Raw genomic sequence first — 11,454 nt, 5'->3', positions numbered from 1 at the left:
AGCTCGTTTTCGATTTCCCGCTGGCGCTCGAGGCGGCGGATTTCCTTTCCGAGATCCTCGATGTCTTTTTCCATGGCCGTGTAAGCGGCGTCGTCCTCCGCCGAGAGAACGCCCTTCTCATTGCGGCGGGCGTCGAGAAATGCCTTGGCGCCTTCCCAGGCCTGAGCGCGTTTTGCGCGAAGTTCGTTGATGGTCATAAGAGATTCCTCCTGTTCAGATAAACTGCCTGATGAGCCGGAGCCGGTTCTCCAGCTCCGCTACGCTGCGCCCCATTGGGGCGTTTTCCTTTTCCGTAGGTTTCACTGTATCTTCCGGCGGCTTGTACTTTTCCGTCAGCCTGCCGATGATGCGGCGGCTGCACTCGCGCTCCGAGTAGAGCGAGGCGGCAGGCGTCTCCCCCGGCAGGCTCTCGCCGCTAGTCCTAGGCTCGATGATCCGGTCGGCAAAGCCGAGCTCGACTGCTTTCCTCGCGTCCATCCAGGTCTCGTCCTCCATGAGCTTCGAGAGCTTGGCCCGCGAGAGATGTGTGCGGCTCGCGTAGGCGTTGATGATACTTTCCTTCGTCTCCCGCAACACCTCGATGGCCTTGGCCATATCGTTATGGTCGCCTGCCGCCATCATGGCGGGATTGTGGATCATCATCATCGCCACGGGAGACATCTGCACCTCGTCGCCCGCCATCGCCACGACCGTCGCCGCTGAAGCCGCGACGGCGTCCACCTTGACCGTGACCTTGCCCGGATAGGCCGCGAGCATGTTGTAAATCTGCGCGGCCGCGAAGCAGTCGCCGCCGGGGCTGTTGATCCAGACCGTGACGTTTCCCTCGCCCGCGTCGAGCTCTTCCTTGAAAAGCTCCGGCGTGATTTTGTCATCGAGCCAGCTTTCCTCCGCGATGACGCCGCGCAGCACGAGCGTCCGCTCCGGCGTTTCCGCCTGCTCCTCCGTCCGGTTCCACATCCAGAACTTCTTCATCACTATCCTGCTCCTTTCCCGCGAAGAGTCCCGCGTCCTTGAGTTTCGTCATGTTGCCGTTGATGAGATAGAGATCGCCGCCTTCCTCGGCGGGGATGCGGTCGAGGTTCTCGAGCGCGCGGATGTCGTTGGCGCTCATCCAGCCGTTCTGCCGCGCGACCGCGTAGCCGTTCATGCGGCTCTGGTAGTCGCCGCGGAGCAGTCCCTCCACGTTGAACTTGATGAAGCATTTCTTTTTTTCCTCCGGCAATAAAAGAGCCCGCGCCATGGCCTGTTCCCAGCGGGAAAGCCATGGTGCGAGCGTGTATTTCACGAACTCGAGCGACTGCTGCTCGATGTTCGAGAACGTCGATTTCTCGAGATCGCCCACCATGTGCGGCGGCACGCGGAAGATGCGCGCGATCTCGTCAATCTGGAATTTTCTCGTCTCGAGGAACTGCGCCTCGTTCGGCGCGATGCCGATGGGCGTGTACTTCATCCCCTCCTCGAGCACGGCGATGCGGTGCGCGTGATGCGTGCCTCCGTAGACGGCTTCCCAGCTCGCCCGCACCTTCGAGGGATCCTTGAGCGTTCCCGGATGTTCGAGTACGCCTCCGGGCGCCGCGCCGTTCGCGAAGAACGCCGCGCCGTAGGACTCGCACGCAAGCCCCATGCCGATGGCGTTCCGCGCCATGGCAATCGGACTGTAGCCGACGATGCCGTCATAGCCGAGCCCCGGGATATGGAGCACATCGGCGGCGGAAAGCCGCACGGTCGCGCCCTTCATCGTCTTCGCCTCGTCCCCGATGACCGTGTACTCGTAGAAGATGCGCCCCCTCTCATCGCGTTCGACGCGCATGCGGTTCGGCATCAGGGGATAGAGCGCCATGACATCGTTCCTGCCGCTGCGGATGATCTGCGCGTAGGCATTGCCCCAGAGCAGCAGATGCGTCATAAGCGTCTCGCGGAAAATGAAAGACGTCATCTCGGGATTCGGCTCATCATGGAGCAGGAAATACAGCGGATGCTCCGTCGCCCGCTCCCTGCCGCCGTCTTTGCCGTACCGGTACACATGAAGCGGCAGCCCCGCCACCGCCTCCGCAAGCACCCGCACACAGGCATAGACCGCCGTCATCTGCATCGCCGTGCGCTCGTTGACATTCTGCCCCGCGGACGTCCCGCCAAAGAAGAACTGATAAGCCGCACCCGCTGTCGAGTTTCTCGGCTTGTCGCGAGAAAAGAATCTGGAAAAAATATTCATGCGCACCTCCTGTGCTTTTTACCATCCTATGCGATAATAGAGAATTCGATGGGACTGTCATCGCTCCCTATTCATAGAAAATATGCTCAAATCCTTGAAAAAACTCACTTGGGTGCTTTATAATGAAATCAAGAAAAGATATGGTTGCTACTAGTGGCTGCAGCCATCCCTTCCGCTGGGGACAATAAAGATGCAACGGTATCGACCGTCGGTGAAGGTAGGAAAATTCACCGCCACTGCTGAGGGAGCTGCAATAGCTTCCTCTTATTTTATTGTGAATGATTATTTCCAGGGAATCATTGCAAGAACTACAGATTCCCTACGAGCGGCGTCTATGCAACAATCTTTTTGCTATACCTTGAAGAACGAAAAATAGGAGTGATGCATGATGCTTTCCAAGCTTTCTTTCTACATCGGCGGCTACGGCGGTCCATCTTACTCTCTGGAACTTTCTCTGTCTGACGGCAAGTGGCAGGAAAAAGCCCTGCTGTATGACCGCGCTTACTACCGCAAAGAAGTGCCGCCGCAGCCGCTCTTTCCATCCCCCGGCCTGTCCCTTGCTGCCTGGCTGTCTGAATGGAACGAGCTGAACGTTTCCTCGTGGAAGGAACGCTATGAAAATTCCCACTGTCTCGACGGCACGCAGTGGTCGCTGGAGTACGAGGAAAACGGCGTGCGCCGCGAGAGCGGCGGCAGCAACCGCCATCCCCGCGGCTGGAGGAAATTCATGAACTGGCTCCACAAGCGTTACCCGGAAATAAGATGACCAAAAGGAGCCTTGCGGCTCCCCTGGGAAGAAGGGCTTGCTTCGTTTATTTCCCTGTCAAAATGAAATTGCAGTAGGCTTTGTGGTTCTTCCTGTCGCTGAGGAAATCCGCCAGCTCATCGAAGGCAAGCTGTATCGCGATTTCCCTGACCGTTCCTACGTCGAACATGTTCGTGGCTCCCGTTTCTCTGACCGCCAGAATCTCGTTTTTGATTTCTTCGTTCATCCTGCATTCCTCCGTTTCGTGTGGTTCCCTTCTTCCTGTACATATATCACTCTGAACGGAGAGAATAGCAAGCGATACACGAAGTATACACTTTAGGAACCGCTGATTAAATGAGGTGCCCTGAATTTGCGTAGATGCGCTGTATCTCTCTAGGAGACAAACCGGAGGCGTAGCAGAGCTACGCTGAGGATTTGTCGACGACGAGAGGACAGTGCAGATACGCAAAGGCAGGGTGCCGAATTAATTAGTGGTTCCTTTAGAGTACGAGCAGCCCGCGCTCGTCGTAGACGGAGTTGCCGCTGCCACCGCCGCACCGGATTGCCCGGTCGAGCGCCATAATTGTCGCGATGACGCCGTCGATTTTCTCGGTCGACTTCTCCTTGTCCGCCTTGATGTTCCCAGCGGGGTCGGTGCGGATGAAGATGTTGTCCATCATCCATCTCAGGACGGGATGGCCGCCGTGCGCGATTTTCTGCTCGAGCGTGAGCTTCATGAGTTCCTTGGTCGGCGGGCTCATGTCTTTGTAGCCCTGTCCGAACGGTACGACGGTGAAGCCCATGTCCTCGAGGTTTTGTGTCATCTGCACCGCACCCCAGCGGTCGAAAGCGATCTCGCGGATGTTGTACCTTTCCCCGAGCTGCCCGATGAATTTCTCGATGAAACCGTAATGGACCACGTTCCCCTCGGTCGTCTGCAGGAAGCCCTGCCTCCGCCAGACGTCGTAGGGAACGTGGTCCCTTTTTACGCGCAGATCCACATTTTCCTCGGGAATCCAGAAATACGGCAGCACCTGGTATTTGTCCGTTTCATCCTCCGGCGGGAACACGAGCACGAACGCCGTGATGTCCGTCGTGGAAGAAAGGTCAAGCCCGCCATAGCACGCTCGTCCTTCTAGTGTCTTTTCATTGACAGGAAAGGCGCAGGCATCCCATTTCTCCATCGGCATCCAGCGCACGGACTGCTTCACCCACTGGTCGAGGCGGAGCTGCCGGAAGGCGTTCTCCTCACCGGGATTCTGCCGCGCCGATTCGCAGGCGTCCCTGACCTTTTCCACGGAGATGGTCTCGCCGAGACTTGGATTGGCTTTCCTCCATACTTCCTCGCTCGTCCAGTCCTCATCGCGCCCCGCGCCGAAGATGACGGGGTAGAATGTCTTGTCGTGCTTGCGCCCGCGGAGGATGTCCTCGGCTTTCTGGTGTACCTCGTAGCAGATGGAGTGCGTGTCCGTCCCGGCCGTCGTGATGAGGAAGTAGAGCGGCTGCGTCCGCGCGTCGCCGGAGCCTTTCGTCATGACGTCGAAGAGCTTCCTGTCCGGCATCGCGTGCAGCTCGTCAAAGACCACGCCGTGTACGTTGAAGCCGTGCTTCGAGTAGGCCTCAGACGAAAGCACCTGGTAGAAGCTGTTCGTCGGCTCGAAGATGATGCGCTTCTGCGAACCGAGGATCTTGACGCGCTTGCTGAGGGCCGGACACATCCGCACCATGTCCGCCGCGACATCGAACACGATGCTCGCCTGCTGGCGGTCAGACGCGCAGCCGTAGACCTCCGCGCGCTGCTCCCCGTCCCCGCAGGTGAGGAGGAGCGCCACCGCCGCGGCAAGCTCGGACTTGCCGTTCTTCTTCGGTATCTCGATGTACGCCTGGTTGAACTGTCGCCAGCCGTCCGGCTTCAGTACACCAAACAAGTCGCGGATGATGCGCTCCTGCCAGTCGATGAGCTCGAAGGGCTTTCCTGCCCACGTCCCTTTCGTGTGGTGCAGGCACTCGATGAAGGCGACCGCATAATCCGCCGCCTCTTTGCTGTAATGGGAATCCTCCGCCATGAACCGCGTCGGCTTGTAATTCCTGAGTTTCCGCATAGCGTCTCCTCCTTCCTGAAAATTTCGCTACGACCGCCACCGCCCTTTGGAGGGCGGCGGCTCGTTTTTGTTTTTTTGGGTTTGCTTAGCTGTTCATCGCCCAGGCAATCGCGTGGCCGTCATCCTCGAAGGCCGCCTCGCTGACCGCCGTCAGCCTGATCTCGCCTTCGCAGCTGTGGTCGTCGGTCGTGAATTCGTAGGCCGCGCCGTACCACCGGTCGCCCTTGTTGTAAAAGTGTCCCGCGAGGAGCACCCGGTTTCCGAAGGTCAGGAGGCATCTCCATCCTCCCCCGAGGTTTTCCGGCGTCGTGGTCTGCGGCAGGCGGTAGGTTCTTGCTAAGTCTTTCATTTTCGTTTCCTCCGTTTCGTTTTTTCTCCTCCGAAGGTGTTCCCCTCCGTTGTGTATATATATCACTCTAAACGGAGATAATAGCAAGCGGTCTGCGCGATAAATTCTGTGTATACAACCGCTGTTTTTCAGCAGTGTTCCGCCGTGTATGCCAGGGCCTCCCGGAGGATCTCTTGCTCAAATCCGAATCTCTCATAGGCCCTTTCGAGGAGCGCGGCGTACCATTCTTGAGGCAGGCCGAAACGCCGCTCTTCGTGCATGACGTAGGCCATGCCGCGCGTCCGGCCGCAGTCCCTACCCGCCGCATTCACCGTGACGGCCTGGATTTGCCGCTTGTAGTAGAAGTCCGGAAAGCCCTCGTAGCGGTCGAGGCTCTTCTCGTCCTCCGCCGTGACGCGCCAGAGGAGCACGGGCACATGCTTTCCCGCCTCCCGTTCGATGGTGGCGTAAGCGCCTGTGCGCGAGCCCTTGAAAAGGAGCCTCCAGCCGTCCAGGCGTCCCGCGCCGAGGAGCCGCGCTCCCGGGCAGCGCGCCTTCATCTGCGCGAGGTCCATGTTGCTGCCGTAAGCCAGGTAGATTTTCGTTTCCATCTTCTTCGCCGTCCTTTCTGCTTCCGAAGGAACATCCCTTCTACTGCCCCAAGCCCGCCATCGTGGCGGGCGGGGCTTTTCCTTGCGCCGGTCAGGCGGAAGGGGTGCTCCTGCCGAAGCGGAAAGCGGCGTCTCCCGCAAGGTTCCTCGTGAGGATTTCCCTTGCCGTGGCGAATTCTTCCCCGATGAAGCCGAGGCGCATCAGCCAGGTGCGCATCGCGAATTTCGGATTCTCGCGCTGCGGCTCCTTGGGGCTCGCGCTCCTAAGTTCCTTCGCCACCTGGGAAAGGGCGAGGCAGAGCTGGATGTAGCTCTTGATCTCTCCGCCGTGGATGCCGCCGCGGCGTCCTTCCGAGGGGTTCGCGAACTGGAAAAGGCGGAACTCAATGGTGCCTTTCGTGAAGGCCGCGTGGAGGTTCAGGCAATGGTAGCGGCTTTCGTTGTAATGGGCATGCCGTCCGCTGTCCGCGTGGTTCCCCTCGTACCAGATGTCCTCGAGCCGACGCATGGTCCGCGGCTTTTCGCGGTTCAGGCGGCGAAGGAAGTCCCGGTTCACCGTCCGGCAGTAGCGGCCGATGCGGCTCCTGTCTACCCGCATCGCGGCAATCAGGAGGCTTTCGTGGCCCGCCATGAGGTTCGCGAGGTTGCGGATGGTCTGCGGCGTGTGTCCTTCCTTGCCGATGTGGATGTGGATGCCGCAGGTGTGCGCGGGGTTGCTTTTCGCCCCGGCGCGGCGGAGCTTCCGCAGGAGCTCCTGGAATTTTGGGATGTCCTCGTAGCGAAGGATGGGCGTCACGAGCTCCGTCTGCTGGCTGCTGTCGGCGTTGATGCTGACGTCCCGCTGGAATTTCCATTCGCGTCCCTCCCCGTCCCAGGCGCTCCAGGCGCAGTAGCCGTTGCGGGCGGCGGTATTCCCTGAGCGTCCCGTGCCGAAGAATCCGGCGGCAATCTTCGCCGCCTTCTCCCGGGTGATGCCGTACATCTCGACCTCCACTCCGATGGTCTGCTTCTTCATTTCCTCGATGCGTCTTGCCGTTGCTGCGTTCATTTTGCTTTCTCCTTTCGGTCTGCGGTGTGTTCCTTTCGCTAGTGTATATATCACTCTGACGGGAACGATTATCAAGTACATTCTCGTGTATACTTGACCGCAGCCGATGGGGAAAGCGGCTATTCTTCTTTCAAAATCTCGAACGCATCCACACCGGGGATGAGACTCAGCGAGGAGCCGCTCTCCCAGCGGACAAGGATGCTGCCCGCGTCATCCACGCCCCGCACCTCGCCCTTCGTGCCGACGGGCGGCGCCTGGATGTCGTCCATCGCGAGCAGGCGCACCTTGGTGCCTTTCGGATAGGTACGGCGCAGGCGTTCGAGGCCTGCTTCACCCGGAAACTTCATCGCCCGGCACCTCCTTCCCGTGACCGTCGCGCCACGCGGCGCTGCCGGAAAGGTTCCGCAGGAGAATCTTCCGCGTGGTCTTGTACTCCGCGCCAATCAGGCCGAGCCGCAGGAGGAAGCAGCGGAACGCGTACTTCTCATTGGTAACGGCCCTGACCCTCGCAGTGACGCGTTTCTGCCGCTTCGCCATCTCGCAGAGCCTGCCGATGAAGTCCCGGCAAGCCTTCGCCTTTTCCGGCGTGATGTCTCCAGTCAGCCAGGCAAAGGTGAGGCAGTCATCCGTAAGCGTGTAGACCGCCTCCTCGATGCCGAAGGCTTTCCGGATGAGACTGCCCTTGCTCTCGAGCAGGCGGTCGAGGTTGTCGAGCGCCGCCTCCGTGAAGCTCTCTTTCGGCAGGCTGACGGTCAGCCCGTCGAGTGTCGCTGCATCGGACCTGTCCTCTGCCTCTGTTCCGCTTCCTGCCGCGGCTGTCTCGTCAGGCTGCTCCGCTTCGCCCGGCGCCTCCGGCTCCGCGGGCTTTCCTGCTTCTTCACATGCAAAGCCCGCCTGTGCCAGGGCTTCGAGAACCTGCTCCACCATCCCGGCATCCGTACGGTCCGCAAAAACCAGGGTGCCGTTCCTGGTGATCTCGAAGTCTCCCACCTGATAGGAACAGCTGGGGACGCCCAGATACTGCTTGCTCCAGCCACCCAGCGCCTCGCTGACTGCCTGGACCATCTCCTTGCGGCGCGGGCCGCAGACGTTGTATTTCACTTCCATTTTCAAAACCTCCTTTTCTTCTGGCAGTCACATATTCCCGTAAAGTGCAGGAAATAGCAAGGGCTTTGTGTTGTATACAATCACGTTTCCTGCGCGAAATGAGCGATGCCCGCCATGACGTAATAGACGCAGGGAAGCGCCACGCCGTTGCCCCACATCTTGTATTCCGCGCCGTCCGTATGAGGGTTCCGCAGCCATTTCCGGATCTGCTTGTCCGTCTTCGGCTTCTTCGCGCCGGTCACGATCCGGCGGTGCGTCTCGAACACCTCCCGCCAGAACGCGATTTCCTCCTCCGAGGGATTCTCCGTCTCAAGCCCCGCGCACCACCAGTCCGGAAAGCCCTGCAGTCTCGCGCATTCAAGCGGCGTCAGCCTGCGGACGATGTACTCCGGCTCGGCTGTTACGGTCGGCGGATCTTTGTAATCCGTAGCGACAAGCGTGTCCGTCGCGTCCTCATCCGAGAATCTCGTATGATAGGAGTTCTTGCTCGAATGATAGACCGCCACAAAGTTCTCGGGATTGCCGAGCTGCTGACTGGACGGCCCTTTCGGTCTGTCATTCGTCGACAGCGCTGCGGATTTCTCGGCGAACGCCACAGCGTGCTGCTCGGTCGCGTTCCATGTGAAACTGACGCCGTCCTCGGAATAGCCGCTGCCTTTGTGCGATGGGCGGGTTCCGTTGCCCTCGATCGCCACAACGGCAATGCCGCCCTGATTACAGGCAGGATCGCCGCCTCTGGTATCCAGCGTTCTCGAAGTATCAGCTTCATATATCCCGGCATGAGGATTGTCCGACAGCATCGCGTGACTCGAATCCGAGCTGATGCCGAAAGCCTTCATGTTCACGACCGCCACGCCGCCTTGGTTGGAATCAGGAGCGTTGCCGCCGGTGTCTATCGTTCTTGCAGTGTCGGTTTCGTAGCAATTCTGACGGGAATTTCTCGTGCCTTCGGAAGTGAATCTCACATCGTATGTTTTCGTGTCCTCAACCACAAGCGGCTGATTGTTGCCGCCTGCTCCATACGTCCTCGTTATCGCGGGCGCGACGGACAGCGGCCCTCCGCAGCGGCTGTCCTGGCTGTGATTCTCGTAGACTGTCGCGGGAACGACGCCCGCTCTCAAGGTCGGGGCTTTCTCTTCCTCGCAGCCGATGCTCCTCGCTTTGGCTGAGTGTTCCGTACAGAATCCCGCCGACTGCAATGCCACGGGAGGATGACCGTGATCCTGCGCACGGAGCGTGCCGGCTACATCCTTTGAAACCTCCATCCAGCTGCCGCCCTGGTCGTTCAGACACAGGCCTGACGTTCCAGAGCGATTCTCAGGACTTCCGGCAGCTCTTTGCCACGATTTGAAGCTCTCGCCAGAATACCCTGGCAAGCCTTCGGACTTAAATAGTATCTTTCCGGCACCTTGTCCTGTAAAATCTGCGACAAGGTAGATGCGTTTTCTTCTCTGGGGAACGCCCCAGTACTGAGCGTCAAGTACCCGCCATGCGAGACTGAAATCGTCCGCCACGATTTCTCCGGCGTTCGGCCATTTCTCAGGTCGAGGAGAATCAATCGTGTATCCTTTGACCGAGCAGACCGCCTCGAGCACGGACTGGAAATCCGCGCCCTTGTTCGAGGAAAACGCGCCTGTGACGTTCTCCCATACGATGAATCCCGGATACCTGCCATCTGTTGCCTCCCTCATTTCCTTCACGATGCGCACGGCCTCATAGAAAAGGCAGGACTGCTTTCCATTCAGTCCTGCCCGCTTCCCCGCGAGCGACATATCCGTGCAGGGAGAGCCGAATGTGATGATGTCCACCGGCTCGATGCCGCCGCCGTTCATTTCACTGATATCCCCGTAATGCCTGACGGACGGGAATCTTCTCGTCGTCACGCGGATGGGGAACGGCTCAATCTCCGATGCCCACACGGGACGGATGCCCGCGAGCAGGCCGCCGAGCGGAAAGCCGCCGCTGCCGTCGAAAAGGCTGCCGAGCTTAAGCTCACACGTCATTGCCATGGCCGTCCTCCTGCTTCTCCGCCATGCTCTCGAGCGACTTGCCGCAGAGCCACAGGAAACCGTCGACCGCGCACGGAAGGAACACGCGGTCGCGGAAACGGCACCAGCCTGTCTCGCTTTCGGCGGATTTGCCGAGGGCGGCGGTGTAGGCTGCCGCGACCTCGCGAGCGGCGGGAAGCGCCTTGTCCTTCAGCCAGAGCACGAAGTTTTCCTTGGCCTCCGTGCGGACGAAGTCCCCGATGTGTTCCATCATCTCGTTCTTTACTGCTTCGATTTTCATGCTCATTCCTCCATTTCATAGTCCGTAACGCCCCGCGCGATGGCGCGCGCGAGATCGTCCTGTCTGTCTCTCAGTATTCTGGCGTCGCTGTCATTGTCGAGGAACGCCATCTCGACGAGCACCGCGGGCATGTCCGTGCGGCGCAGCACGCAGAGACCCGGCCGTTCCTTGAGGCCACGGTTCTTCGTGCCGACGGCGTTTACGATCTGGTGCAGGATGCAGCCCGCAAGTTTCTCCGCTTCACCGCCGATGCGATATACGCAAATTTCCGTGCCGCGGGCGATCGCGTTCGCCGCGTTGCAGTGCAGGCTCACGAAAATATCCGCGGGCCAGTCATTGGCCGCGCCGCAGACGGTCGCGTCCTGGCGATCCGGGCAGCCGCTCTCGCCGTTCAGGTTGTCGCTCTGCAGCATCCGCACCTCGCAGCCGGCCTTTTCCAGGTATGCCGCGACAAGCACGCCGACATCACGCGCCACGTCGCATTCGCGAAGTCCCATGCCCTGATTCACAGCCCCGCTGTCGTACTCCGGGTCGTGGCCGGGGTTCAAGAATACTCTCATGCCTTGTCCTCCTCCGTTTTCTCCGCACGCTCATAGGGAATCTTTTCTCCATTGCGCTCGACATACACATCCGCCGCGTCCCCATTACGGAACTCGAGATAACGCTTCACGGCGACATCGACGAACTTCGGCTCGAGCTCCACGCCATAGCAGACGCGGCCGAGCTGTTCGCAGGCGATGAGCGTCGAGGCCGAGCCGAGGAAGCCGTCCAGCACGAGTCCGTTCGTCTGCGTGCACTGCCGGATGAGATAGGCGATGAGCGGCACAGGCTTCGAGGACGGATGGCCGCAGCCGTCCTTCTTCGAGTCCTTGATGCGGTCGAACTCAAAGACCGTCACCTGCTTCTGGTCACCGTACCACTCGTGCCTGCCGTCCTTGCGCCAGCCCCAGATGATCGGCTCATGGATGTACTTCCAGTCCGTGCGCGTAAGCACGAGACGGTTCTTCTT

General features: G+C 59.8%; 14 protein-coding genes and 1 pseudogene. 1 reads left to right on the top strand and 14 read right to left on the bottom strand.

Annotated features, from left to right (window positions below; translation table 11 throughout):
• The 3 genes and pseudogenes from F599_RS0112440 to F599_RS14440 form a co-directional block, all read right to left on the bottom strand.
• Positions 1-197 (bottom strand): annotated as a pseudogene (locus tag F599_RS0112440) (phage major capsid protein); the annotation flags it as partial.
• Positions 198-213: 16 nt separating this feature from the next.
• A complete protein-coding gene (locus tag F599_RS0112435; RefSeq protein WP_478383187.1) occupies positions 214-975 on the bottom strand; it encodes a head maturation protease, ClpP-related in 762 nt (253 codons plus the stop codon).
• Positions 869-2,212: a phage portal protein gene (locus F599_RS14440; RefSeq protein ID WP_019543829.1), complete on the bottom strand. Its 1,344-nt coding sequence runs from the start codon at positions 2,210-2,212 to the stop codon at positions 869-871. Before F599_RS14440 ends, F599_RS0112435 begins: the two co-directional genes overlap by 107 nt.
• A 385-nt stretch (positions 2,213-2,597) precedes the next feature.
• Between F599_RS14440 and F599_RS0112425 the strand changes: the two genes are divergently transcribed.
• Positions 2,598-2,978 carry a hypothetical protein gene (locus F599_RS0112425; RefSeq protein WP_020700588.1) on the top strand — a complete coding sequence of 127 codons (381 nt, stop codon included), beginning with the start codon at positions 2,598-2,600 and terminating at the stop codon, positions 2,976-2,978.
• A 46-nt stretch (positions 2,979-3,024) separates the two neighbouring features.
• Here the strand turns inward: F599_RS0112425 and F599_RS0112420 are convergent, their stop codons facing one another.
• The 11 genes from F599_RS0112420 to F599_RS14435 form a co-directional block, all read right to left on the bottom strand.
• Complete coding sequence (locus F599_RS0112420) at positions 3,025-3,204, bottom strand: DUF5049 domain-containing protein (protein ID WP_019543716.1); 180 nt, start codon at positions 3,202-3,204, stop codon at positions 3,025-3,027.
• Positions 3,205-3,460: 256 nt separating this feature from the next.
• Entirely contained in the window at positions 3,461-5,062 is a 1,602-nt protein-coding gene (locus F599_RS0112415; RefSeq protein WP_019543828.1) for a terminase large subunit, read from the bottom strand.
• 85 nt (positions 5,063-5,147) lie between these two features.
• Complete coding sequence (locus tag F599_RS0112410) at positions 5,148-5,411, bottom strand: Nmad4 family putative nucleotide modification protein (protein ID WP_019543827.1); 264 nt, start codon at positions 5,409-5,411, stop codon at positions 5,148-5,150.
• A 128-nt stretch (positions 5,412-5,539) separates the two neighbouring features.
• A complete protein-coding gene (locus tag F599_RS0112405) occupies positions 5,540-6,001 on the bottom strand; it encodes a gamma-glutamylcyclotransferase family protein (RefSeq protein ID WP_019543826.1) in 462 nt (153 codons plus the stop codon).
• 91 nt (positions 6,002-6,092) lie between these two features.
• The gene (locus F599_RS0112400; RefSeq protein WP_019543712.1) at positions 6,093-7,049 is read right to left on the bottom strand and encodes an amidoligase family protein; all 957 of its coding nucleotides are present in this window, start codon (positions 7,047-7,049) and stop codon (positions 6,093-6,095) included.
• Between the two features lie 119 nt (positions 7,050-7,168).
• Positions 7,169-7,396: a DUF4314 domain-containing protein gene (locus F599_RS0112395; protein ID WP_019543711.1), complete on the bottom strand. Its 228-nt coding sequence runs from the start codon at positions 7,394-7,396 to the stop codon at positions 7,169-7,171.
• Positions 7,380-8,156, bottom strand: coding sequence for a hypothetical protein (locus F599_RS0112390; protein WP_019543710.1), 777 nt, complete (start codon positions 8,154-8,156; stop codon positions 7,380-7,382). Before F599_RS0112390 ends, F599_RS0112395 begins: the two co-directional genes overlap by 17 nt.
• 80 nt (positions 8,157-8,236) lie before the next feature.
• Positions 8,237-10,159, bottom strand: coding sequence for a DNA cytosine methyltransferase (locus tag F599_RS0112385; RefSeq protein WP_033369417.1), 1,923 nt, complete (start codon positions 10,157-10,159; stop codon positions 8,237-8,239).
• Complete coding sequence (locus F599_RS0112380; protein ID WP_026327987.1) at positions 10,149-10,445, bottom strand: hypothetical protein; 297 nt, start codon at positions 10,443-10,445, stop codon at positions 10,149-10,151. Before F599_RS0112380 ends, F599_RS0112385 begins: the two co-directional genes overlap by 11 nt.
• Positions 10,446-10,447: 2 nt before the next feature.
• Complete coding sequence (locus F599_RS0112375; protein WP_019543823.1) at positions 10,448-11,005, bottom strand: N-acetylmuramoyl-L-alanine amidase family protein; 558 nt, start codon at positions 11,003-11,005, stop codon at positions 10,448-10,450.
• On the bottom strand, positions 11,002-11,454 hold a 453-nt coding region (locus tag F599_RS14435; protein ID WP_019543822.1), incomplete at its 5' end, for a DNA-methyltransferase. The genes F599_RS0112375 and F599_RS14435, both read right to left, overlap by 4 nt.

The sequence above is a fragment of the Selenomonas bovis DSM 23594 genome, from assembly GCF_000381005.1.
Lineage (GTDB): Bacteria > Bacillota > Negativicutes > Selenomonadales > Selenomonadaceae > Selenomonas_C > Selenomonas_C bovis.
This window is presented reverse-complemented; position numbering and strand designations above follow the sequence as displayed.